The sequence below is a fragment of the Lacrimispora sinapis genome (assembly GCF_043633585.1).
Lineage (GTDB): Bacteria > Bacillota > Clostridia > Lachnospirales > Lachnospiraceae > Lacrimispora > Lacrimispora sinapis.
Genome location: NZ_CP141832.1, coordinates 492,680 through 516,581, shown reverse-complemented (window position 1 = coordinate 516,581; position 23,902 = coordinate 492,680). Strand labels below are relative to the sequence as shown.

The window sequence follows — 23,902 nt, the reverse complement described above, 5'->3', positions numbered from 1 at the left end:
ATATTCTTTGAACCTGCATAGTATGAAAATTTCCAATGATTTTTACACAAAAAAAAGGAACCTATGGTATAATCAAGTTACGTGCCATTTTACTTACTAAAAATGAGAGGTGAACAATATGCCCGGTTTTACAACCCATTATCTGCTGGGAGTCAGGGTCTATAATGATATGCCGAATACTCCCCTAAAGCGTATCATTTCCAAATACCGGTGGCTTTATCAGCTTGGTCTACAGGGTCCGGATATGTTTTTTTACAATATACCCATACTCCGCCACAGGGACTACCGAAACGTAGGCTCTTATATGCACGAAAATCATGTACATGATTTTTTTGTTACCTGTCTGAACCGTCTGTCTCAAATTGAATCCAGACAGCAGCGGGAGCAGGCCATCTCCTATATGAGCGGCTTTTTCTGCCATTACATCGGAGATTCCATCTGCCACCCGTATGTTTACGGAAGAATTGAATACGAAGTGAAAAACTCGACCAATTATCATCATGGTCTGCATGCCATGCTGGAGAATGATATTGATGCACTGCTTCTTATGAAATACAAGAAAAAAAAGCCGTCGCAGTTTAATCAGGCTGCCACCATTTGTTTAAACGGCCAGGAGACCCAGTTTATCTCAAAATTCCTATCCGGCTGCATCAACGAAACCTATTACCCTTTAAATTACCGGAATAATTTTCAAGTGACCCCCCGTATGGTCTCACGCTCCATTTTTGCCATGCGGCTGGGCTGCCGGACACTGGCAGACCCGAAAAGCCGGAAAAAGAACAGCATTGAATTTTTGGAATCACTGTTTCTGCGCAATCCCATTGCATCGAAAAAGCTGGTTACGGACATCCCTCCGGACCCTGTGATCACCTTTAATCTAAACCATGAAACCTGGTGCAATCCCTGGAACCGGAGACTGGCTTCCAAAGCCTCTTTCCCGGAGTTATTTCATCAGTCCATGGCAAAATGCAGCGATGTGTTCTATCTCCTGAACCAGGAGCTGACATCACCGATTCCGTTAAAAAGTCTGGATCATAACAGGCTGTTGAAGGAACTTGGGAATTACTCCTATCACAGCGGTCTGGCTGTGGATACGGAATAAAATTTCTATAATAAAAAAACATGGGCCGAATCGACTGTAACCGATTCCTGTCCATGTTTTTTATTTCCATAAATAAGACCTTATTTCGTAGGAGAAGCGGCAGTTGTTTCCACATCGTCTGCCTCAGAATCGTCTCCCTCTGCTGCAGCCGTTGTCTCCATAATGACTGCACCTTCTTTTGCTTCAATGGTTTTATCAGATCCTTTTGGAATTTTCATATCAACAAGCCAGTATTTCTGCTGTGTCATCGTATTATCGGGCATAACGATAAGATTTAAATCATATTCCTTAAAAAATCCTCCATAAGAGGTTTCACTGGATCTTTCATAAGAAAAATCCTGGGTAGCTACTTCATCATTCAAATATCTTACGGCAGCATTCGCAAATTCCACCGCTTCCTCTGGAGTGGTTCCATCTTTTACCATCAAGGTCAGATCCAGGCTTTTTTTCTTAGGATCAAGGCTGTAATTCACGCTTACTGCCATTGGATACTGATCATTGTTAACAAACTCTTCATCCATATCGTTCCCGATCTGAGTCCAGTCTAAAACAATTCCCTGCTGGGTTTCAAAAACCGGCTCTGCAGGGCCGCTTGAAGAAAGAATATTGCTTTTGGTACAGCCAGTTAATAATAAAGCTGACACGGCACATATCATGAACGCTCTGTTCTTCATCATAATTTCCTCCTTATTTATCATTTAACATTATATCTGATGCAGTATTTTTTTTGTAGTGCTTTTGGAAAAAAGTCAGAAAATCTTCACAAATGCGTTATGAATTTTGCTGGCAATGGTGTTAAATATTCCCTTCTCATTCAAATATCCTGATTTGTGTACTGGAATGAGTGGGGATTCGCTTGTCTTCGGGAGGCAGCTTGGTATAATCTCCATAGATCCAGGAGAGAACTTCATGCCAGCCCTTGGGAGCCATCAGCATCGTACCTTCAAATTCTAAGTCCACGGTTTCCTCGCACCATTCCTTTTGCAGGGTCACATAGAGATAATCCGGCTGATAATTGCTGTAATAGCGCAGCCTGCTCTTCCCCTTCCGGTCTTTAACCGCCACCATATACTGGAGCTTTCTTAAGACCTTCATAGGGATCAGCTTTCCGATCAGAGCCAGAATTCCCACACAGATTTTATTGGTCAGGCTGTATTTTTTAAAATCCAGCTTGTACCGGTGTCCCATGGACAACCCGTAAATAATGGTATGAAGAAGCAGGGTCATGTTCGCTGCCGTTTTCCGTTCCGGCAATTCATCAATAGTGAATAGATCCACCCAGAGATGATTCAACTTTCCCTCATAATATTCCATCTCTTTGGTATCATCATGGGTCCTGCTGTTCTTATAAATAATTCTGGCCGTAAAATCATAAAAGCCTTTTCCGTTTCTCAAATCCTTAGGTTCCAGAAGTTCCATGTTCTCCGGCAGTTCTCTTTTGACCACCTTTAAAAATGCCTCGTAATTGGGCCGGGTGAACGCCAGGTCCGCATCGTCATCCCATGGAATAAAGCCTTTATGCCTTACGGCTCCCAAAAGAGTTCCTGCATCCAGGAGATATTTGATCCGGTATTTGCGGCAGATCCTGTCGACTTCTTTTAATATGGCAAGATTCGCCTGATGGACCTTTGTTAAATCATATTGTTCCATGTTTCCTCCATTCTGCCTGCCCTTTAAAACAGGCAGATCAGTCCCTGCCGGTCATTTTACTGCCTTACGGCCTCTTTGATGACCTTTGCCATGGTATCAATCATCTCATCGGTCATTCCCGGATAAACACCTACCCAGAATGTATCCTGCATAATCCGGTCCGTATTCTTTAATTCCCCTACGATCCGAAATCCTTCCTTTGCTTCTCTCATCTGGTCAAAGCAGGGGTGCTTCGTTAAGTTTCCGGCAAACAGCATTCTGGTCTGGATTCCCTTGGATTCCACATACTGTACCACCTTCGTCCGGTCCACCCCTTCTTTGCAGGTGATCAAAAATCCGAACCAGCTGGGCTTGGAGTTGGGACAGGCTTCGGGAAGGATCAGCTTGTCCGATGCTTCAGCGACCCCTTTATAAAGACGTTCAAAATTATGACGTCTGCGTTCTACAAAGGAAGGGAATTTATCCAGCTGCGCACAGCCGATGGCTGCCTGCATATCTGTGGTCTTTAAATTATATCCGAAATGGGAATAAACGTATTTGTGGTCGTAGCCTAAGGGCAATTCCCCGTACTGACGGTCAAACCGGTGTCCGCATAAGTTATCCGTACCGGATGGGCAGACACAGTCCCTTCCCCAGTCACGCAACGAGCGGATGATCTTATTGAGAAGAGGATTGCTGGTATAAACAGCACCTCCTTCTCCCATGGTCATATGGTGGGGGGGATAAAAGCTGGAGGTTCCGATGTCTCCGATGGTACCGGAAAAACGTTCCTCCCCATCAATGGTATATTTGGTTCCCAGTGCATCGCAGTTATCCTCAACCAGCCACAGGTTGTACTGATCGCAAAATGCCTTAACCGCAGATAAATCAAAAGGATTCCCCAGGGTATGGGCAATCATGACCGCCTTGGTCTTTTCGGAACGCGCTGCTTCCAGCATGGTCACGTCAATGTTATACTGGGGAATGGTTACGTCCACAAATACCGGTACTGCCCCGTACTGGATCGCAGGGTTCACTGTGGTTGGAAATCCTGCTGCCACGGTAATGATCTCATCTCCCCGCTTGATCTGGCGCTCCTTTAAAAGGGGGGAAGTCAGAGCCATAAATGCCAGTAGGTTGGCAGAAGACCCGGAGTTTACCAGAGAACAGAAACGAACGTTTAAGTATTTTGCAAATTTCTTTTCAAATTCATTGGTATAGCGTCCGGAGGTCAGCCAAAACTCCAGAGAACTGTCCACTAAGTTTACCATCTCCTCATGGTCATATACACGGGAGGCATAAGAAATACGGTCCCCTTCCTGATAGGGCTTTTTCTGATTGTGAAATGTATCACAATATTCTTTTACAAGCGCAAGGATTTCCTCCCTGGCTTCTTTTTCTGATTTGTGCTCAAACATCGCTGCTACCTCCTCTCATCATTTATAAGTCAAAAAATTCTTCTATCTGCCGGTCCATAACTTCCAGCATATCTGCCCCGCCCAAATAGGCCTTTGCCCACTGAACGGTCTTTTCTACCGCTTCTTTTACTCCATACCTGGGACTCCAGCCAAAGACCTGTTTGATTCTGGAGCAGTCCAGCTTTAAAAAGTTTGCCTCGTGAGGTCCTCCGGAAAAACGGTCGACCCACGTAAGCCCCTCTCCCCATATCTCACAGAACAGTCCTGCCAACGTCCCGGTGGTGATACAGTCCCTGTCATCGGGTCCCACGTTATAGTATCCCTGGAAAGACCGGTCCTCATACTGCTTCATGGCAATCGTCATATAAACAGAAAGGGGCTCCAGAACATGCTGGTAGGGTCTTGTGGAGTGAGGATTTCTCACGATAATATCCTGCTTCTTTGATGCCGCCCGTATGCAGTCCGGAATGATCCGGTCATTGGCAAAATCCCCGCCCCCGATTACATTGCCGGCACGGGAGGTGGAGACCGCCGTCCGACCGTCGGAAAAGAAGGACTTGGCATAGCTGTGGGTCACCAGTTCGGAACAGGACTTGCTGTTGGAATAGGGGTCATAGCCGTCAAGGGGGTCCGTCTCCCGGTATCCGTACTCCCATTCTTTATTTTCATACACTTTATCCGTGGTGACATTCAAAAAGGACTTTACGGAGGAGGTCAGACGAATGCACTCTAACACATTCACGGTCCCCATGACATTGGTTTCATAGGTATATACCGGGTCCTTATAGGAGTCCCGGACAATAGGCTGGGCCGCAAGATGAAAAACGATTTCCGGCTTTGTCTCTTCAAATACGTTCTTCAGATGCTCCAGGTCCCGGATATCGCCGGTTATGGAGTTCATGTAACCGGAAAGTCCGGTCACTTCAAACAGGCTTGGAGTTGTAGGCGGATTCAGGGAATAACCGGTTACAGACGCACCTGCGTTTATGAGCAGGCGGCACAGCCAGGACCCTTTAAAGCCGGTGTGTCCTGTGACCAGAACCTTTTTTTCTTTATAAAACTCAGAAAATTCATTCCATTTTGTATTTGTCCAACTTGTCATATTAATTCTCCCAAATCTTCCAGGGGGCCTTTCCGGACTGCCATAGATCTTCTAACTTCTTCATCTCACGCTGGGTATCCATGCACTGCCAGAAGCCGGTGTGATGGAAGCTCATAAGCTGTCCTTCTTCTGCCAGCCGCTGCATCGGCTCCTGTTCCAAAACTGTGGTATCATCTTTTAAATAAGAGAAAACCTCCGGATTCAATACCATAAATCCGCCGTTAATCAGGCTGGCATCCGCTTCCGCCTTCTCCCGGAAGGAACGAACCACATTCCCTTCGTCAATATCCAGCACTCCTTTTAACTGTGCAATGTTTACGGTGGTCATGGTGGCTGTCTTTCCGTGACTTTCATGGAATTTTAATAAGGCTTTTAAATCCACATCACAAACTCCGTCCCCATAGGTGAGCATAAACGGTTCATTCCCGATATAAGGCTGAATGCGTTTGATTCTGCCTCCGGTCATAGTCTTTAACCCCGTATCTACAAGAGTCACTTTCCATGGTTCAGAATAATTATTATGTACCTCCATGCTGTTATTGGCCAGGTCAAAGGTCACATCTGAGGTATGAAGGAAATAGTCCGCAAAGAACTCCTTTACGACATACTGTTTATATCCCAGGCAGATCACGAAATCATGGAACCCGTACTGGGAATAATACTTCATAATATGCCAGAGTATGGGCCGCTCTCCGATTTCAATCATGGGCTTTGGTTTTAAATGGCTCTCCTCACTGATCCGGGTCCCAAGCCCACCTGCTAATAATACAACTTTCATTCTCTGATCCTCCAGTCTTTAGTCATACTCCTTATAAGCCTTCCGGTAAAAATGCATGAGCACTTTTACAACCGGTGCAGGCCACATCTTTAAAAACATCTCCGCTTCTTCTTTTGCCCTGCTGTTATCCGCAATACAGGCTTTTGTCGTGGCGTCTCCATGGACACGGTAAAATAGAACGGGCCTTTCCACGCAGATAAAGCGCCCCGGAAGCTCTGCCAGCTTATACAAGGTATCCCAGTCCAGTGCAAACCGGTACGGGGAGGTGAACAGAGGCTCCCCCAGCATTTCCTTATTGTATGCACATGCGGGACAGCATATGGAATTGCCAAATCGCAGAGCACTTTTTTTTACCCAGGTAAGGTGGCTGATTCTGCGGAAACGCAAAGGAAGCCGAAGAATCCGTTTGATAAATTCCACGGCCTCAAATCCGGATAACCGACCTTCTTTTACCACCGCATATCCTCCGGTAAATACAGTCATATCCGGGTATTTTTTCTCACATTCCAGCAGTTTCTCTGCATAATCCTTCCGGTATAAATCATCCTGGTGGGCAATGGTCACAAAACGGGCATCTGCCTTGTGATAGGCAAAGTTCCAGTCGTCCCTTATGCTGCTTTCCCCATGCCGGATGTATATGGGAATGCCGTACTTTTCTCCCAGTCCGGTAATAAAAGGGCTGGGAGTAGAGGTGCACAGCAGAATATCTGATTGTACGGTCTGTGCTTTTAAAGAACGGATGCAGGATTCCAGATAGGGGGAATCCTTATAAGCACAGATTGCAAAAGCATGTAATTTCATAATTTGATCCTCAAAGGCTGCTTGTCTTAGTATGGCTATGATTATACCATAAAAACAGGAAAACATTCCACCATATTCATTATTTTGAAAGAATTTGAGACAGGAGTTTCCTTACCGCTCAATATAACCTTTCAGCAGTTTTAATGTCTGCTCCATACCTTTGATATGGGTTCTTTCTGTTCCGTGGGACGCATGGACTCCCTGGCCGATCAGTGCCCCGCGAATGTTATTGCCGCCTCGGATGGCCGCTCCCACATCAGATCCGTAGTGAGGGAACACATCAACGGCATAGTCAATGTTCTGTTCTTTTGCGATGGCAATCAGCTGGCTTGTCATCTCGTAATCATAGGGGCCGGAGGAATCCTGGGCACAAATGGATACCTTCCTTTCTCCGCCCGTCAGGTCATCGCCTAAGGCGCCCATATCCACAGCAATAAACTCTTCGATGTCTTCCGGAATCCAGCTTGCTCCGAAACCTACCTCTTCATAATTACTGATCACAAGTTTTAATGTTCTCTTTGGACGTTTCCCTGATTCGGAGATGTCTTTTAACAAGCCTAATAACACTGCCACGGAAGCCTTGTCATCTAAGTGGCGGGATTTGATGTAACCGCTTTCTGTATAGACAAACATGGGATCAAAGCTGATGTAATCACCGGCTGAAATATCCAGTTTCAGAACGTCTTCTTCACTTTCTACCAGCTCATCAAGGCGGACTTCCATATTCTTTGCCTTACGCTCCAGGGTTTTGGCATTGTCATAGGTGTGGACCGACGGCTCTTTGGTCAAAATGGTTCCTGTGTAGGTCTTTCCGGTTCTGGTGTGCACTTTGCAGTACATCCCCTCAATGCTTTCCATCATGAAACTGCCCACTAAAACCATATTCAGCATTCCCTGGGGGGTGATGGAGCGGACCATGGCACCCAGCGTATCTACATGAGCGGATAAACCTAAAACTTCTTTGGTCTCTCCGGGTACTTCTATGATAAGGCCGCCTTTACGGTTGTAGGTGGAGGAATATCCAAAGGACCGGGCTTCCTCCTGTACTGCTTTTAAGACTTCCCTGGTATAGCCGCTGGGACTTGGGATGTGAATGATTTTTTCCAGGATTTCCGTTATATATTTCATCGTTTCCATTTTATACAGCCTTCTTTCTCAATCGTATCATTTGAATTTTTATTTTTTGTTTCGTTGTTTATATTGTTTGTTTTTATTCCCCTTCCATTTTAGCAGAATTTCTTCAGCTTGGCTACCCGATTGAAAAAAGGACATAAAACAAGCCTTGAAATGGGTCTGCTCACACATCCCATTCAAGGCTTATTTCATCATTCTTTTTTATTACCAGGCTGTTTTCAACAGCGATTTATGGATTTCTTATACTTCAAAGATCAAATCTCCGTAGCTTGGCAATGGCCATAATTCTTTGTCTACGATCAGTTCCAGCTTGTCGGCCGGAGTACGAAGAGCCGCCATGGCCGGTACTACTTCATCATGATAAGCGGTTGCCTGTTCTTTGTTATCTCCGATGGCTGCACACTTGTCGGCTACCTCAGACAGAGCGGCTACAGCCACCTTCATATCGGAAAGATATGCGCTTACTTCCACAAGAAGTTCTTCCTGAACGCTGGTATCTGCATCCGGACATGCGGACTTGATTTTTCCTATAGAATCCGCAAGTATGGAGGTGTATTTTACAACCGCCGGAATCAGCTGCTTGCTGGCCACCTCAATCATGGTTCTTGCTTCAATGTTGATGGCTTTGCTGTATGCTTCATATTCAATCTCAACACGGGATTCCAGCTCTGCCTTTGTAAATACCTTGAATTCTTCAAACATCCGGATGGAAGCTTCCGTGGTGAGTGCAGGAATGGCTTCTACCATGGACTTCAAGTTTGGAAGACCTCTCTTTTCCGCTTCTTCTACCCATTCAGCGGAATAACCGTTGCCGTTAAAGATGACTCTTCTATGGGCTGATAACTGGTTTTTAATCAGATCATGGACTGCAGTATCAAAATCTTCCGCATTCTCCAGAATATCCGCTGCTTCTTTAAACGCCTCTGCAGTAATGGTGTTTAATACTACGTTTGGAGAAGAAATGGAATCAGAGGAACCAACCATACGGAACTCAAACTTGTTGCCGGTAAATGCGAATGGAGAGGTTCTGTTACGGTCTGTTGCATCCTTGAATAAATCAGGTAAGGTTCTAACGCCTGTCTTTAAGGTTCCGCCAACCTTGGAACGGGTAGCTTCTCCGGTGCTGCAAAGCTGATCTACCACATCCTCTAACTGCTCGCCGATGAATACGGAAATGATTGCAGGCGGAGCCTCATTGGCACCCAGTCTGTGATCGTTTCCTACATCTGCTGCAGATTCACGAAGAAGGTCCGCATGTTTGTCTACTGCCTTTAAGATACAGGATAATACCAGTAAGAACTGGATATTCTCATGAGGGGTCTCTCCTGGATTTAATAAGTTGATTCCGTCGTCCGTGGTTAAGGACCAGTTATTATGCTTACCGGAACCATTTACACCTGCGAATGGCTTTTCATGAAGCAGACAGTTTAATCCGTGGCGTCCTGCGACTTTCTTTAAGGTCTCCATCACCAGCTGGTTATGGTCAACCGCTACGTTTGCCTGTTCAAAGATCGGTGCCAGCTCATGCTGTGCCGGAGCTACTTCATTATGCTGTGTCTTTGCCGGAACGCCAAGTTTCCAAAGCTCTTCGTTTACTTCCTTCATGTAAGCGGCAACTCTCTCGCGGATAGAGCCAAAGTAATGATCCTCTAACTCCTGTCCCTTTGGAGGCATTGCGCCGAATAGGGTACGGCCGGAATAAACCAGATCTTTTCTCTGTAAATATTTTTCATGGTCAACCAGGAAGTATTCCTGCTCCGGTCCAACGGATGGAGTGACTCTCTTTGAAGTGGTATTTCCGAATAATCTTAAGATTCTTATCGCCTGCTCATCGACAGCTTCCATGGATCTTAAGAGAGGGGTCTTTTTGTCAAGTGCTTCTCCTGTATAGGAGCAGAAAGCAGTGGGGATACAAAGGGTGACACCGATCGCATCTTCTCTTAAAAATGCAGGTGAAGTACAATCCCATGCAGTATATCCTCTGGCTTCAAAAGTTGCACGAAGTCCTCCGGAAGGGAAGGAGGAAGCATCCGGTTCGCCTTTTACAAGCTCCTTGCCGGAAAATTCCATGATTACTTTTCCGTCTGATGTCGGAGCAGAAATGAAGGAATCATGTTTTTCTGCAGTAATGCCGGTAAGTGGCTGGAACCAATGGGTATAGTGAGTCGCACCTCTTTCTATTGCCCAGTCCTTCATTGCATGTGCAACGACATCAGCAATGGAAGGATCTAACTCTGCGCCATCCTCGATTGTTTTCTTTAATTTCTTGAAAACAGATTTTGGTAAACGCTCTTTCATTACGGTTTCATTAAATACATTCTTACCGAACATCTCGGCTACGTTCACAACTTCACTCATAAATTTTCCATCCTCTCATATGAATTACCACTTAATAATATTAAGTCAGTTTGCCCTTTTTTAAAGTCTCCATATTATTTGAATATGCATAAAATTAGAAAAGGCGCCCTCCTAATACAAGGAGAACGCCATCGTTCCTATCTAAAATAAATCATTTTCTTAAAAAAATCAAGTACTTTTTCAAAAATATTTTAAGAAGGTGCAATTAAGCTTTACCAACGGAACCAAATAATTCCATCTTTTCCTTTACGGTTGCTTTGATGGCTTCCGTACCAGGAGCAAGAAGTTTTCTTGGGTCAAAGCCCTTGCCTTCTAAATCCTTGCCTGCTTCCACGTATTTACGGGTAGCTTCTGCAAAGGAAAGCTGGCACTCGGTATTTACATTGATCTTTGCAACGCCAAGGCTGATGGCTTTCTTGATCTGATCTTCCGGAATGCCTGTACCACCGTGAAGTACCAAAGGCATGTCGCCTACTTTATCTTTTACAGCAGCCAGAGTTTCAAAGCTTAAACCAGCCCAGTTCTCCGGATATTTTCCATGGATGTTGCCGATTCCTGCAGCCAGCATGGTTACGCCTAAATCAGCGATCTGCTTGCACTCATCGGGATCTGCACATTCTCCCATTCCGATAACGCCGTCTTCTTCCCCGCCGATGGAACCAACTTCAGCTTCCAGGGAAAGTCCCTTTTCTGCACAAACTTTTACAAGTTCAGTCGTTTTCTCCACATTCTCAGCGATGGGATAATGGGAACCGTCAAACATGATGGAGGAAAATCCTGCCTCGATGCATTTGTAGCAGCCTTCATAGGAGCCATGGTCCAGATGAAGCGCTACGGGAACAGAAATCTTTAATTCTTCAATCATGGCTTTCACCATAGCAGCTACAGTCTTGTAGCCTGTCATGTATTTACCAGCACCTTCGGAAACGCCCAGAATGACTGGAGATTTTAATTCCTCTGCTGTCTGTAAAATAGCCTTTGTCCACTCAAGGTTATTAATGTTGAACTGTCCGACTGCGTATTTTCCGTCTCTTGCTTTTTCAAGCATTTCTTTTGCTGAAACTAACATATCACGAACCTCCGTTTGTTCTAAGATTTTATCTTTTATTTTTTCATTATATACTATTATGACCCATTTGGAAAGAATAATTTTAAAAAGATCGTTTTTTTTATAACAAAGTTACATTTTGCTTTCATCGGGACAATGCTTTATAATAGTATTAGAATAAATACAATATGGGAGAAATGTTATGAATCAAAAGATGGAAGAAGACCAACTGACTGCGTCTGGTCCTGAGACCGGCAGCGTGCCTCCTGATCAGGAAACAAGGGAACTATTTACAAAGAAACAGCTGAGAAAGCTCATCTTTCCCCTGGTCATCGAGCAGTTTCTGGCCGTTGCCATGGGAATGACCGATACTCTTATGGTGGCTTCCGTTGGAGAAGCAGCCGTATCCGGCGTATCAATCGTGGACACCATCAATGTCCTTTTAATTGGTCTGTTCGGTGCGATGGCTGCCGGCGGTTCCGTAGTCACCGCCCAGTATATCGGACGAAAAGATGAAAAAAATGTTTCCAATGCCGCCGGCCAGCTTTTTCTGGCAGTGGGCGGCCTTTCCATAATTTTAATGACTGTTACACTGATTTTCAATGAATCGCTTCTGCGTCTTATCTATGGAAATATCGACCAGGATGTAATGGGAAATGCAAGGGCTTATTTTTACTTATCCTCCCTTTCCTATCCTTTCCTGGCCTTTTATAACAGTTCGGCTGCGCTGTTCCGCTCGGTGGGAAACTCCGGGGTATCCATGAGAGTATCCTTCATTGCCAACTTATTTAATATTGTGGGAAATATTATTTTTATCTATGGACTCCATATGGGCGTGGCAGGTTCGGGACTCTCCACCCTGATTTCAAGAATCTTCTGCGCCGTCATTATGTTAGTGCTCCTTCAAAGACATGCCGGCCTGTCCGTTGATTTTACATTCAAAATTGATAAGGACATGCTGCGGAAGATTCTTTACATCGGAGTTCCCAACGGAGTGGAAAACAGCATCTTCCAGCTTGGGAAGCTGCTGCTTTCCAGTCTCATCTCCAGCTTTGGCACCATCGCCATTGCTGCAAATGCGGTGGCAAGTACCATCTGCGGTCTGGAGACCATACCGGCAACGGCCATCGGCATCGCCATGGTAACGGTGGTGGGCCAGTGCGTGGGAGCGGGAGAACTGGATCAGGCCAAAAGATATATGGGAAAGCTGCTGAAAACAGCCTATACCTGGCTGATCGTATTAAATCTTTCCCTCATACCGTTTTTAAATGTCATTACGAACCTGTTCCAGCTGTCGCCGGAAACCAGTTCCCTGGCGGTAAAATTGATGCTATACCACAGCATCTGCTGTATGCTCATCCATCCGCTGGCCTTCTGTCTTACCAATGGCCTGCGGGCGGCAGGGGATGTCCGTTATACGATGGTGGTCTCCATCTGCTCCATGTGGATCTGCCGTATTGTTTTAGCCTACGTGTTAAGCCTTCACTTTGGACTTGGCCTGATGGGAATCTGGATCGCCATGACCATCGATTGGCTGGTTCGGGCAATCTTCTTTTCCAACAGAGTCCTTCGGGGGAAATGGCGGAGGTTCGCATACCGGACTCTCCGTTAGCCCAGGAAGCGCAGCACCGTTTCTTTCATCTGGTCCGCATCACATTCGGTATTATGACGTACCGGGGCGGTGCGGATTTCTTCTACTGCCAGAGGAATGGGGATACCGGATACACCGGCCAGATGATCAATAATCTGAAACTCGTCCTCTGTCTCCTGCTTTCCTTCGATGGCTTCCAGCACATTTCTGGAGAATTTATAAGGGCTGGCGGTGGAGGCGATGACTGTCTTTGTATTGTCTCCGGTGGATTGCCTGTAATTGCGGTATACGGCCGCTGCCACTCCCGTATGGGTGTCGATCAAGTATCCGGTGCGGTCAAACAGATCCTTGATGGTGGCGCGGTTCTCCTCTTCCAGGGCAAAGCCTCCTGCAAAATCTGCCATCTTTTCTTTCATCTCTCCGGTTACGGTATAGCTGCCTTTTTCACTCAGTTCTTTCATAAGAGCTGCGCTTAAAGCCGCATCGCATCCGGTGCTTAAATAAATCAGACGCTCTAAATTGCTGGAGATCAGGATATCCATGGAAGGAGAACTGGTCAGTATAAATTCCCGGTTCCGGTCATAGGTGCCGGACTGGAAGAAATCAAAGAGCACTTTATTGTCATTGGAGGCACAGATCAGGGTCTTAACCGGGACTCCCATCTGCTTTGCAAAATAAGCCGCCAGAATATTTCCGAAATTCCCCGTAGGAACGGTTACATTGATCCACTCTCCATCTGCAAGTTCTCCGGTGGAAAGCAGCTTTGCATATGCGTATACATAATACACGATCTGGGGAACCAGTCTTCCGATGTTAATGGAGTTGGCAGAAGATAGCTGATACCCTTTCGTTTCCAAAAAGTCCGCAAATTCTTTGTCACCAAAAATCTTTTTCACACCGGTCTGGGCATCATCAAAGTTTCCGTGAATGGCTGCCACATGGGTATTGTCCCCTTTTTGCGTCACCATCTGAAGCTCCTGGACCCGGCTCACACCGTCCCTCGGATAGAACACGATGATCTCGGTCCCTTCCACATCCGCAAAGCCTGCCATGGCTGCTTTCCCTGTATCTCCGGAGGTTGCGGTCAGGATCACGATCTTATTTTTCACCTGATTCTTCTTCGCAGCTGTAGTCATCAGATGTGGGAGAATGGACAGAGCCATGTCCTTAAATGCAATGGTGCTTCCATGATACAGTTCCAGATAATAAGCACCATCCGCTTTGGAAAGAGGAGCAATCTCCTGGGTGTCAAACTTGCTGTCATAGGCCCGCTCGATACAGCTTTTCAATTCAGCTTCGGTATAGTCTGTAAGGAAAAGCTTCATGACTTCATAAGCGGTTTCCTGATAGGTCATGAGAGAGAGTTCCTTCATGGTTTTGTCAAGCTTTGGAATAAAGCAAGGCATAAATAAGCCGCCGTCTGCTGCCAGCCCTTTTAAAATTGCCTGGGAAGCCGTTACACCGGCTTCGCCGCCCCGGGTACTTTGATAGGATAATTCCATGGTTTCTGATTCCTTTCCTGCTTTGTGATAGTATGAATTGATGAAAACCTTGCCAGCATTGTAGCACACTTTACAAAATGGTGCAAGCGAAAAGTATTCTTTATACGGACATATGTATTTCTTGCAGAGACATACGGCAGCACTATCATTTTCTTTTTCTCTGTGGTAAGATAGCTTGGTAGATCAAGTTAGTATTCTTGGGTTAGTTTCATTAATATAGAAAGGACAGAATCGCCTTATGAAATACGAACATATGAGAAAGGGGATCTTCCTCAGCCGTCCCAACCGTTTTATCGCTCATGTTTTGATTTCCGGGGACAGCAAAAAAGAGGAAACCGTTGTCTGTCATGTAAAAAATACCGGACGGTGCAGAGAGCTTTTAATTCCAGGCGTTACGGTGCTGGTGCAGTTTCATCCGGAAGCGGCCGTCCTCGGGAGAAAGACACACTACTCTCTCATTGGAGTTTGGAAAGAGAGAAAAAACGGTCCTCTTCTCATCAACATGGATTCCCAGGCCCCAAACCAGGCGGCTTACGAATGGCTGCTTTCAAACAGCAGGCAGATCTCCCTCCCTTTTCACAAAATTGACCGGAAAGAATCCGGCTTCGGCCTTACCATAAAAAATATCAAACGGGAAGTCACCTATGATCATTCCCGGTTTGACCTGGCCTTTCAGTCGGACGACCCGGAATTTTCTGCTTTTATGGAAGTCAAGGGTGTTACTCTGGAAGAGCATGGTCTTGCCATGTTTCCGGATGCTCCTACCGAGCGGGGCATCAAGCACGTGGAAGAGCTGATTCATGCTCATGAGGAGGGTTATGAAGCTTACCTTTTATTTGTTATCCAGATGAAGGAGATGACCGCCTTTAAACCAAACAGAGAGACTCATCCGGAATTTGCGTCGGTGTTAATCGAAGCACAAAAAGCAGGAGTCCATCTCCTGGCATATGACTGTAAGGTAACGGAAGATTCCATGGTTATGGATCAGCCCGTCCCCATAGAGCTCCATGGCTGACAACAAAAAAGTCTGGTGAAGGAATTCTCCTTTTCCAGACTTTTTTACCTTAGAAAAATCACTTTTATTATAAGCGTTTAAAATTTACGGCCTCCGCCTCCCATGGTGCGTCCTGATGAGGAATGAGTGGTGCTTCTGCCGCCGGAGGAAAAGCCTCCTCCGCCACTTCCTCCCCCATGATTTCTTGGGATGATCACATGGGTAACGGTTTTATTGATCAGATGATCGGTCTGGTCGGAATACCGGAACTGGCTGTTTCCCCGATAGGCCATTAAATAGTTTCCTGACCGGTCCCGTTCCTTTTTCATGGAATACCGGGATACCACTCCCATACAGGAAAGGCCGGCTGTCATAAGGGCGATTCCGGCGGCAACCGCCGCTTCGTACCAGCGGATGCTGCGGTAAACACTGATTTTTCCGGTCTCCTTGTCATAATTATACTGTCCTCCCGGAATACCTGCCCTGTAATACCGGGTCACTCCGTCTAAAAAATATTGGGCACAGGCAGCATAATCCATCTGGCTTATGGCCTCGTAGGATCTATCCAGAATCGCATTCCAACGTTTATCGGTTAAAAAACGGTTCATCTTTCCTACGGGAAGGATATAGACTTCCCGGTTATCCATATCCATCAAAAGCAGGACACCTCTGTAATCTGAGCCGACGCCGTAACCCCCGTCAACATAATAATCTTCCGCAAACTCTCCGGCAGATTTACCGCCCGCATCTCTGGTGGTTACGATCACCACATCCATGTTCATTTCTTTTCTCATGGATGTTATCTGGTTTTCAAAGGCGGCTTTCTCTTCCTGGGAAAAAAGGCCGGCATCATCGAATACCCGCCCCTCTTCTCCAAAGGAATCGTTTTTTCCAAAAAAAGCAGCAAAGAACAGGAAGAAAAACACCCATAAAACCACTGATTTTCTTTTTTGTATGTCCATCCATTTCATTGTCTTCATATCAGATACCCCACAATCAGCATTACCAAAAGTACGGGAAAGAATATTTCAGCAAACAATAAAAGGAGTTTGCCTTTATCCACCGGCAGCTTTCCGCAGACCTTTCCGGTCTGCCCGTTGATGGTGAAATAATACATCTCATTTTTTGCCTGATCATGATAAGTAAGCGCCCATACCGGAAGAAGGGCATATTCCCATGTTTCGTCCTCCAGCAGGACGGACTGGTCCTGAACCCTTACGGAATCATAGGACGTAATGCTGTTTTTTAAGGAACTTACCGCAAAGGAACGGATCTCGGCTTTGACTTCCTCGGAAAAGTCCTCTTGTTCCATATCACGGCGTTCCGCCACAAAACCGGATAGATACCCCATGGAAAAGGGCTTCATTTTGTCCGTCTCATAGGGCAGAACTCCCTCCGTCAACTCCCGGCTGGCCTTTTTTAAGGCATTTCTGGGAACAAATTTTACAGGCATGGAACCTTCCCTTTTGATCTCATAGGTCTGGGTCTCCGTGTACCGGTAATTTCCGCTGACCCATACGCGCAGACGATCGGCCTTTGCAAAAAGAGTTCCTTCCGCCCGGCAGCTGTATAACAGATAGGGAAAATAAACCCCGGTAATCTTGTTTATCTGCTCTTCACTGTAGAAAGCACGGGGAATAAACCGTTTTTTCTTTATCCATTGATTGAAAATATCCACCGCTTTTTCTTTCTCAATGGAAAATGGAATCACATAATCCGGGTGGTATTCCCCGGAAAGCCGCTTCGATAAAATCACCGGATTATGACAATAGTAGCAGAAGGAAGCTGCGGTTGTCTCATCGGTCACAACTTCCGCACCGCAGCTGGGGCAGGCATAAAGAAGAGGTTCTCCCTGACCATTCCCTCTCTCCTCCGGCTTTGCCTCCTTTGCCTCTTCTTCTGTAAACCTTGATAAGCAGAATTCACAGGCATAATTCTGGTTTTTCGGATCGAATTTAAGGGGTCCGCCGCAATTGGGACAATGGTAGGTTATGATCCCGCTCATGGCTTTGGCTTGCCGCAGTTGGAACAGAATTTCCCGGAATTAACAGCACCGCATTCACAGGTCCATGGGCCGGACGGCCTTTTCGTTCCGCATTCCGGACAAAAGTTGCCGGTATTGACACTTCCGCAGCTGCAAATCCAGCTGTTTTCGGCTGCTGACTGAGGCGCCTGGCTGCTTTCCTGCCCTTTGCTCTCCTGCTGCTGCCCCTGCTTCATCTGCTGTTCCCGGTTCATCTGCATCTGCTGAATATTGGCACCGGAAGCTGCACTCATAAATCCGCCTCCCACGTTCATTCCCATGCCCATTCCCATAAATCCGGCCACAGAACCGTTGGAATTGCGCCCTGCTGCCTCCATGCCTCTGGCTGCGGCTCCCTGCACATAACCTTCCCGCACAGACGGATCACTTAACATGGCACCCTGATTGCGTAAATGGATCAAATCCTTGGAATCCTCATCATAGGAGATGCTTGCGATCCCCACCGACTGTATGGCGATTCCCCGGCGGGCCTTCCACTGTTCATCAAGAACGTCGGACATATACTGTCCCAGTTCCCTTCCTTTGGAGGCCACGTAAGAAATTCGGATTCCATCGGCAGACATCTGATTGATGGAAGACTGGAGAGCTTCCAGAAATTCTGATAAATACTGCATATTGATGTCATTGACTTCCACCTTATACGCATTCTTTGGAATGGCTTCCGAATAAAACTGAAGGGGGTCCGTTACTTTAATGGAATAAGTACCGTGAGCCCGTAAAAACAGCTCTGCATTGTAAAACTGGTCAAAATAATTGATCGGATTGGGAGTGCCGAATTTGATTCCCTTAATTTCCTGTAAATTAATAAAATATACTTTCTGTGAGGTCGGTGTTTTTCCTCCATACCGGACCCGGTCAAAGGATTCCTTTAAGGCTTCTCCGAACTGTCCGTTAAAAAGGGAGGGCAGAGAGGAATTCTTTACGGTAAAATAACCTGGCTCTCCTGTATAATCAATGACCTTTCCTCCGTCCACCAAAAGCATAAACTGATTGGGGTAAACATGGATCACGGAGCCATCGGAAACGGTATAATCGGTTCCCTTTGTATTGGACCCTTTCCGGATTTTCACTCCCGTAGTAAATACGGTCTGATCTCCCATTTCCCCGGCTTCAATCACTTCAAGCCATTGGTCTGCCAATGAACCGCCGATTGCGGTCGTAAGCGCCTTCACAATTCCCATGTCAATTCCTCCTAAGCTGTAAGATTTCTTCATTATACTATATGATCTGCAAATGTGCTATCCTGCATTCCGCATCATGGCTATTTCCTTTGCATATCCGGGCAGATCATTAGGCGTTTCCAGATAAAACGGCAGATCCTTTAACAGCGGATGGGTCACGATCCGTTTCAAAGCCTCCGCTCCAATGAACCCCTCTCCGATTTTTGCATGGCGGTCTTTGTGTGACCCCAGCGCATTTAAGCTGTCATTTAAATGGATGGCTTTTAACTTGGATAAGCCGATCACCTGGTCAAACTGATGCAATACTCCGTCAAGGTCATTGCGGATATCATAGCCGGCATCCCACACGTGGCAGGTATCCAGACATACGCCCATGTGTTCCTGAAGGGTCACCCGGTCAAGGATCTCCCTGAGTTCCTCAAATTCCTTTCCTACCTCGCTGCCCTTGCCGGACATGGTTTCCAAAAGAACCGTCGTATGAAGCTTTGGGGTCAGAATTTGATTGAGCATGTCGGAAATGTATTGAATCCCGATTTCCACTCCCTGCTTCACATGGCTTCCCGGATGAAAGTTGTAGCAGTTCCCAGGCGTATACTCCATGCGTTCCAAATCGTCCTTCATGGTGTCTCTGGCCAGAATCCGAAGATGTTCATCCGCCGAGCAGGCATTTAACGTATAGGGTGCGTGAGCCAGAATCCGGTTGATCTGATGCTCACCGGCATAGGCAAGAAATTTATTTACGTCATCAGGATTCATGGCTTTTGCCCTGGTTCCCCTTGGATTCCGGGTAAAAAACTGAAATGTATTGGCGTCGATATTCACTGCCTCTTTTCCCATGGCAAAATACCCCTTGGAGGAAGACAGATGGCATCCGATTGTGAGCATAAAAACCTCCTGTTATTTGTTTTTTTTCCTTCTTCCTTTCACCGGACTGATGGCTTTTACCGCCGTATAAAGAAAGATGGCTGCCAGCAGAAGCTGGATTAAAATGCTTAACACCACCCAGTTATCCATGATTGCGCTTTCCGGATGAGGGCCGAACCACTGGTTTAAGCTCTTTATCACCTGATTATCCCCGGTCTGGCTGTTTATCATGACATAAAAGGTTGCCACGGGATTTAAAAGCAGGAGATATAAAAACGGGCCGGAATTGGCCTGATCCGCCATTCCGATGAGGGAGGAGGCGTAGGTGTTGTTGGCATTCATACGGGCAATGGACAGGGCGAACACATTCACCGCATAGGTTCCGGCGGCAATGAGGACCAGTACCCCATAGCTTACCACCGTAGCAATGGTGGAACGTTTGAATATGGAGGAAAAACAGATTCCCATGCTTCCACACAGAAGTGCCACAGCCAGATAACACAAAAGCAGGATCATAACATCATAGGCCGTCACTCCTCCGTATACAAAGGATACGAAAAGAAGGGGAAAACTGGACATGACCATTAAAAACATGGTTCCAAAGGAAGCGATCAGCTTTCCCCAAATGATCTCCCAGGGCTTTAAGGTGGTGGTCAGTAAAATATCAAGGGTCTGCCGTTCCCGTTCACCGCTGACGCTTGCCGCCGTCAGGGCCGGCATAATAAACATAAGCATGACGAACTCCACCACTGCCACAAATACATAGATACCGGTAAAGGAGGAATACTGGATCTCAGCCGTCAGCTTTACCTGTTCCACCACAGAGTACATATTAAGAAGCACCACAAGCGCTAAAATGGAATTAAAGAGTACTAAAATCAGGGCCAGACGGAAGCTTCTGGCGCTGACCGTTATCTCCCGTTTATAGACCGGGTTCAATTTCATGTACAAGCACCGCCTTTTCTTTATCATGATCGGTTATCTGCATAAACAGGGATTCAAGACTTCCCTGCTCCCTGTAAAATCCATGGACCATCACTTCTGCATCCACAAGCTGTTGGAGAAGAAGGGCTTCATCCTGATCGTCACCGATGAAGTTGACCCGGATGTCCTGATCCTTTACTGCAATGGTCTGGACACAGGGCTGGCTTTTTAAAATGGTGAGAGCCTTTTCCTTGTTGCCAAGCACAGAGATGATCAGCGGGTTGGTTGCATTGACCCGGCGAAGGATTTCTTCCATGCTTCCTCCCAAGACCATCTTTCCCTGGTCAATGATCCCAATATCCGTACACAGCTCAGAAAGCTCGGAGAGCACATGGGAGCTTATGAATATGGTTTTCCCCTGTTCCTTTAAATCCTTTAAAACCTCTTTAAACTCAAACCGGGTCCTGGGATCCAGGCCGGAAGCCGGCTCATCCAGAACCAGCAGAAGGGGATCATGAATCAGTGCTCTTGCCAGGCAGAGCCGCTGTTTCATTCCCCGGGATAAACTTTCCACATAGAAATTTATCTTATCCTCCAATCCCACCTGTTCCAAAAGCGTCATATAACGGTTTCTCGCTTTCAATCCGTCAAGTCCATAGCAGGAAGCAAAAAATTCCATGTATTCATTGACCCTTAAATTGTCATAGACTCCGAAAAAATCCGGCACATAGCCAATACTTTGCTTGAGATCATTTAAGCCTCCTGTCACATCCACGCCGTTGATAAGCACCTGGCCGCTGTCTGCAACCAAAAGTCCGGTCATAATTTTGATGGTGGTGGTCTTCCCTGCTCCGTTTGGCCCTACAAATCCATAGAGAGAGCCTTTGGGAATATGGAGATCCAAACCATTCAGTGCATGAAATTTACCAAATTTTTTGCATAATTTTTTTATTTCCAGCATTATTTGTCCCTTCCTATGACAGACAGCATGGGCAGCGTCACATACCAGTTTTTCTCCCCGGCATTGTCACATACATATTTCACGGTCAGCGTATTGCCCGGAGACAGATAAGACGTGAGTTCGCTGGCGGAGTAAACCGTTTTGCCTGCATCCATGAGATCATAATTGCCTGTATCGTGGTTATAAAAATAAATATCCCCCTTGAACAGATTGGTATAAGCAATGCCTTCGTTGTTTAAAAATTCTTCGGAGGGGTTCTCAAACATCAGCTTCTCCACCTCCAAATCGTTGCCCAGGGAGTACTCCAACGCAACCGGGTCCACCGCGTAAGCAGCATTGGAATCGGAATAATACTGTCCGCTGATCACCTCAGGTGTTTTCATCAGTGCGGACTTAAAGGTTTTTCCATCTTTTTTCGTATTTACCTGTAGAGTGGAGGTAAACATGGACATACCATAGGTCTCATAATTTCCATTTAAAAGGAACTGGCTGTCGGACTGCTTCTTGCTGAAGGCCACGATCCTTGCTTCCTGATTGTAAAAGGAAGAATATTTATCCAGATAAAAGCTTAATATGTTCGTCCTTGAAAGGGCCAGCATATAGGCCGGATCTTCGATATCCGCCTGGGGATACTCATAGCTCCCGGTTACACGGGCAGACACAATAAAGGAACTGTTAAGTGGATAATTGATGACCGGAACACCGTCTAACTTCTTTGTTTCACCAGGCTTCAGTCCATCAATGACCACCATTTTCCCATACATGAGCACACCGACCTTTTCCACGGGGAAGGGGTATTCGTTGGTGACCGTCCCGTAAACTTTTCCTTCAAACAGGGTAATGTCTCCCAGCAGTCCTTGATGATCCGAATTAGGCGTCCGCTTTCTGAGTGAATAATATTCCGGTGTAAATGCTGCCGCATTCTGTACGGTAAACCTGGTATCGTCTTTCCCATATCGGACCCGGACCTTATAATCCTCATCCCCCGTAAATTGGGGAGCAGGAGTCATCTCATAACTATTGCTTCTTGTGATGGGCAGTATGTCATAAGATGGGTCCAGAGAAATGGAATATGCCTTATTGTATGGAGTCCTCATGTTGATGTAGGTATACTCATCCACATAATCATCCGTGGTATCCAAAATGGTGGCGTAAGTAAAAAATGTATCCTTAAACCGGGTTTCAATTCCCATTAAATACACAACCGCAGTAAAGACAAAGGAAACCACCACCACCGCCGTACGGTAATAGCCTCTGCGCTCCTTCTTTTTTAAGTACAGGTAAAGGCCCGGCCCTATTAAAAGAATATACCCGGCAATCAGTACGATATAAAGAACCAGATTCGGAAGCTTATCCGCATTGCCGGTATTGAGCATATTCTGAACGGACCAGTACTGGCCGGAATTACCGCTATAGAGGTAAGAGGATAGATTATTGAGTTTCGTCTCTCCAAGGAGTGCCGTAAAGAGCTTATCCACATAGGAACGATGCGCTTTGCAAAAGGACTCAATGTCCACAAAATCGTAGGCAGCCACCCCTACGATCCCTTTTCCTTTTACCACGGTAGTAAGGACGGAAAACTGGTCATTGGAGAGAACTCCGGTCCCTCCTTTTAAGGAAACGTCTGCACAGACCAGATTTAAAAAGGAATCCCCCGGTCCGTTGGTGGAGTATTCCACTCCCATATCCACCGACCGCAGGGTGGGAGGGGAATAATTCTTTTCCAGAAGCTGGGACCGGAAGGCATATAGGGAATTGTCTGCTCTCTGCCCGGTGCCGAAAAGAAGGGTTCCGCCTTCCTTCACCCATTCCCATATGGCCGACAGCTGGTTCTCGGAAAGCCTTCCGGTGTCATAATCCGTAATCACCAGAACATCCAAAAGATCCAGACCAATCACATGATCCGGCATCTTTTCCGTTTCCATATTAAATGTTTTGATGCGGACGGAGCTGTAATTGACACCGACTCCATCCATGTAGGAGAGCTTCTGAGGCTGGTCCGATAAGATCCCTACAAACAGCTCCGCCGTATCCGTGGTCACATTCATTTTCAAACGCTTGCGGATCTGTTCCTTCCCCTGGGAATCAATCAGCTTGACATAAAGCACATCTGCCCGGCCTACCGGAATATCCAGGGATTCCTCAAGGGACTTCCCGGCTCCCACCGACACCGGATACTCATATTGGTATATGTCAAAATCCGATTCCATGGCATCCACCCGAACGGTTCCTGAAAATGGAGACTCCGAACGGCTTTTCAGTGTAACATTGACCGGAACATAACGTCCGCTTTTTGCGTTTCCGTCGTATCCATAGGAAACCTCCATGGACATTGCCAGATCAGAAGCCGCATTAAATTCATTTGTCTGAGAATTTGCGTCAGAAGCGGTCATGCCGAAAGCAGGCAGCCGGAAGCTGCCTGCTAAGGTGAACGCTATGGCACAAATCAGAGCTATCTTTCTGAATTTCAT

The 23,902-nt window shown here is 46.3% G+C and carries 20 protein-coding genes; 3 read left to right on the top strand and 17 right to left on the bottom strand.

Annotation, left to right across the window (positions count from 1 at the left end):
- The first annotated feature begins 118 nt into the window (after positions 1-118).
- Positions 119-1,102 (top strand): zinc dependent phospholipase C family protein, encoded by a 984-nt coding sequence (locus VIG27_RS02275; RefSeq protein ID WP_394524882.1) that lies wholly within the window; start codon positions 119-121, stop codon positions 1,100-1,102.
- A gap of 80 nt (positions 1,103-1,182) precedes the next feature.
- Here VIG27_RS02275 and VIG27_RS02270 read toward each other — a convergent pair whose 3' ends face one another.
- The 9 genes from VIG27_RS02270 to fba all read right to left on the bottom strand — a co-directional run bounded on the left by VIG27_RS02270 (position 1,183) and on the right by fba (position 11,391).
- Complete coding sequence (locus VIG27_RS02270) at positions 1,183-1,779, bottom strand: hypothetical protein (RefSeq protein WP_394524881.1); 597 nt, start codon at positions 1,777-1,779, stop codon at positions 1,183-1,185.
- Between the two features lie 133 nt (positions 1,780-1,912).
- On the bottom strand, positions 1,913-2,752 hold the full coding sequence (locus VIG27_RS02265; protein WP_394524880.1) for a LicD family protein: 840 nt from the start codon (positions 2,750-2,752) through the stop codon (positions 1,913-1,915).
- A 56-nt stretch (positions 2,753-2,808) separates the two neighbouring features.
- Complete coding sequence (gene rfbH, locus VIG27_RS02260; RefSeq protein WP_394524879.1) at positions 2,809-4,149, bottom strand: lipopolysaccharide biosynthesis protein RfbH; 1,341 nt, start codon at positions 4,147-4,149, stop codon at positions 2,809-2,811.
- A gap of 22 nt (positions 4,150-4,171) precedes the next feature.
- On the bottom strand, positions 4,172-5,251 hold the full coding sequence (gene rfbG / locus VIG27_RS02255) for a CDP-glucose 4,6-dehydratase (RefSeq protein ID WP_394524878.1): 1,080 nt from the start codon (positions 5,249-5,251) through the stop codon (positions 4,172-4,174).
- A gap of 1 nt (position 5,252) precedes the next feature.
- The gene (gene rfbF, locus VIG27_RS02250; RefSeq protein WP_394524876.1) at positions 5,253-6,029 is read right to left on the bottom strand and encodes a glucose-1-phosphate cytidylyltransferase; all 777 of its coding nucleotides are present in this window, start codon (positions 6,027-6,029) and stop codon (positions 5,253-5,255) included.
- Between the two features lie 18 nt (positions 6,030-6,047).
- A complete protein-coding gene (locus VIG27_RS02245) occupies positions 6,048-6,830 on the bottom strand; it encodes a glycosyltransferase family 2 protein (RefSeq protein WP_394524875.1) in 783 nt (260 codons plus the stop codon).
- 111 nt (positions 6,831-6,941) lie between these two features.
- Entirely contained in the window at positions 6,942-7,967 is a 1,026-nt protein-coding gene (locus tag VIG27_RS02240; protein WP_394524874.1) for a M42 family metallopeptidase, read from the bottom strand.
- Positions 7,968-8,204: 237 nt separating this feature from the next.
- Entirely contained in the window at positions 8,205-10,322 is a 2,118-nt protein-coding gene (locus tag VIG27_RS02235) for a glutamine synthetase III (protein ID WP_394524873.1), read from the bottom strand.
- A 205-nt stretch (positions 10,323-10,527) separates the two neighbouring features.
- Positions 10,528-11,391, bottom strand: a complete 864-nt coding sequence (fba, locus tag VIG27_RS02230; RefSeq protein WP_394524871.1) for a class II fructose-1,6-bisphosphate aldolase — start codon at positions 11,389-11,391, stop codon at positions 10,528-10,530.
- 181 nt (positions 11,392-11,572) lie between these two features.
- Between fba and VIG27_RS02225 the strand changes: the two genes are divergently transcribed.
- Positions 11,573-12,982, top strand: coding sequence for an MATE family efflux transporter (locus tag VIG27_RS02225; protein ID WP_394524870.1), 1,410 nt, complete (start codon positions 11,573-11,575; stop codon positions 12,980-12,982).
- On the opposite strand, the gene thrC is transcribed toward VIG27_RS02225, so the two are convergent.
- Complete coding sequence (gene thrC, locus VIG27_RS02220; protein WP_394524869.1) at positions 12,979-14,463, bottom strand: threonine synthase; 1,485 nt, start codon at positions 14,461-14,463, stop codon at positions 12,979-12,981. The genes VIG27_RS02225 and thrC overlap by 4 nt on opposite strands.
- A gap of 238 nt (positions 14,464-14,701) precedes the next feature.
- Here thrC and sfsA point away from each other — a divergent pair, with 238 nt between their 5' ends.
- Positions 14,702-15,478 (top strand): DNA/RNA nuclease SfsA, encoded by a 777-nt coding sequence (gene sfsA / locus VIG27_RS02215; protein WP_394524868.1) that lies wholly within the window; start codon positions 14,702-14,704, stop codon positions 15,476-15,478.
- Positions 15,479-15,555: 77 nt separating this feature from the next.
- Here sfsA and VIG27_RS02210 read toward each other — a convergent pair whose 3' ends face one another.
- Genes VIG27_RS02210 through VIG27_RS02180 form a run of 7 tightly spaced genes read right to left on the bottom strand, consistent with a single transcriptional unit; the run spans position 15,556 to position 23,902 of the window.
- Positions 15,556-16,437 (bottom strand): TPM domain-containing protein, encoded by an 882-nt coding sequence (locus VIG27_RS02210; protein ID WP_394524867.1) that lies wholly within the window; start codon positions 16,435-16,437, stop codon positions 15,556-15,558.
- Positions 16,434-17,462: a TFIIB-type zinc ribbon-containing protein gene (locus VIG27_RS02205; RefSeq protein ID WP_394524866.1), complete on the bottom strand. Its 1,029-nt coding sequence runs from the start codon at positions 17,460-17,462 to the stop codon at positions 16,434-16,436. The genes VIG27_RS02210 and VIG27_RS02205 overlap by 4 nt, the downstream gene beginning before the upstream one ends.
- Positions 17,459-18,682: an SPFH domain-containing protein gene (locus VIG27_RS02200; RefSeq protein WP_394524865.1), complete on the bottom strand. Its 1,224-nt coding sequence runs from the start codon at positions 18,680-18,682 to the stop codon at positions 17,459-17,461. The genes VIG27_RS02205 and VIG27_RS02200 overlap by 4 nt, the downstream gene beginning before the upstream one ends.
- Positions 18,683-18,739: 57 nt before the next feature.
- Positions 18,740-19,567, bottom strand: a complete 828-nt coding sequence (locus VIG27_RS02195; RefSeq protein WP_394524863.1) for a deoxyribonuclease IV — start codon at positions 19,565-19,567, stop codon at positions 18,740-18,742.
- Positions 19,568-19,579: 12 nt separating this feature from the next.
- On the bottom strand, positions 19,580-20,491 hold the full coding sequence (locus tag VIG27_RS02190; RefSeq protein WP_394524860.1) for an ABC transporter permease: 912 nt from the start codon (positions 20,489-20,491) through the stop codon (positions 19,580-19,582).
- Complete coding sequence (locus VIG27_RS02185) at positions 20,469-21,431, bottom strand: ABC transporter ATP-binding protein (protein WP_394524857.1); 963 nt, start codon at positions 21,429-21,431, stop codon at positions 20,469-20,471. Before VIG27_RS02185 ends, VIG27_RS02190 begins: the two co-directional genes overlap by 23 nt.
- A complete protein-coding gene (locus tag VIG27_RS02180; protein WP_394524856.1) occupies positions 21,431-23,902 on the bottom strand; it encodes a hypothetical protein in 2,472 nt (823 codons plus the stop codon). Before VIG27_RS02180 ends, VIG27_RS02185 begins: the two co-directional genes overlap by 1 nt.

What these genes read in the sequence shown, in the direction of transcription:
- VIG27_RS02275 (WP_394524882.1), top strand. Translation starts at nt 119, where the DNA reads ATGCCCGGTTTTACAACCCATTATCTGCTGGGAGTCAGGGTCTATAAT.
- VIG27_RS02270 (WP_394524881.1), bottom strand. Translation starts at nt 1,779, where the DNA reads ATGATGAAGAACAGAGCGTTCATGATATGTGCCGTGTCAGCTTTATTA.
- VIG27_RS02265 (WP_394524880.1), bottom strand. Translation starts at nt 2,752, where the DNA reads ATGGAACAATATGATTTAACAAAGGTCCATCAGGCGAATCTTGCCATA.
- rfbH (WP_394524879.1), bottom strand. Translation starts at nt 4,149, where the DNA reads ATGTTTGAGCACAAATCAGAAAAAGAAGCCAGGGAGGAAATCCTTGCG.
- rfbG (WP_394524878.1), bottom strand. Translation starts at nt 5,251, where the DNA reads ATGACAAGTTGGACAAATACAAAATGGAATGAATTTTCTGAGTTTTAT.
- rfbF (WP_394524876.1), bottom strand. Translation starts at nt 6,029, where the DNA reads ATGAAAGTTGTATTATTAGCAGGTGGGCTTGGGACCCGGATCAGTGAG.
- VIG27_RS02245 (WP_394524875.1), bottom strand. Translation starts at nt 6,830, where the DNA reads ATGAAATTACATGCTTTTGCAATCTGTGCTTATAAGGATTCCCCCTAT.
- VIG27_RS02240 (WP_394524874.1), bottom strand. Translation starts at nt 7,967, where the DNA reads ATGGAAACGATGAAATATATAACGGAAATCCTGGAAAAAATCATTCAC.
- VIG27_RS02235 (WP_394524873.1), bottom strand. Translation starts at nt 10,322, where the DNA reads ATGAGTGAAGTTGTGAACGTAGCCGAGATGTTCGGTAAGAATGTATTT.
- fba (WP_394524871.1), bottom strand. Translation starts at nt 11,391, where the DNA reads ATGTTAGTTTCAGCAAAAGAAATGCTTGAAAAAGCAAGAGACGGAAAA.
- VIG27_RS02225 (WP_394524870.1), top strand. Translation starts at nt 11,573, where the DNA reads ATGAATCAAAAGATGGAAGAAGACCAACTGACTGCGTCTGGTCCTGAG.
- thrC (WP_394524869.1), bottom strand. Translation starts at nt 14,463, where the DNA reads ATGGAATTATCCTATCAAAGTACCCGGGGCGGCGAAGCCGGTGTAACG.
- sfsA (WP_394524868.1), top strand. Translation starts at nt 14,702, where the DNA reads ATGAAATACGAACATATGAGAAAGGGGATCTTCCTCAGCCGTCCCAAC.
- VIG27_RS02210 (WP_394524867.1), bottom strand. Translation starts at nt 16,437, where the DNA reads ATGAAGACAATGAAATGGATGGACATACAAAAAAGAAAATCAGTGGTT.
- VIG27_RS02205 (WP_394524866.1), bottom strand. Translation starts at nt 17,462, where the DNA reads ATGAGCGGGATCATAACCTACCATTGTCCCAATTGCGGCGGACCCCTT.
- VIG27_RS02200 (WP_394524865.1), bottom strand. Translation starts at nt 18,682, where the DNA reads ATGGGAATTGTGAAGGCGCTTACGACCGCAATCGGCGGTTCATTGGCA.
- VIG27_RS02195 (WP_394524863.1), bottom strand. Translation starts at nt 19,567, where the DNA reads ATGCTCACAATCGGATGCCATCTGTCTTCCTCCAAGGGGTATTTTGCC.
- VIG27_RS02190 (WP_394524860.1), bottom strand. Translation starts at nt 20,491, where the DNA reads ATGAAATTGAACCCGGTCTATAAACGGGAGATAACGGTCAGCGCCAGA.
- VIG27_RS02185 (WP_394524857.1), bottom strand. Translation starts at nt 21,431, where the DNA reads ATGCTGGAAATAAAAAAATTATGCAAAAAATTTGGTAAATTTCATGCA.
- VIG27_RS02180 (WP_394524856.1), bottom strand. Translation starts at nt 23,902, where the DNA reads ATGAAATTCAGAAAGATAGCTCTGATTTGTGCCATAGCGTTCACCTTA.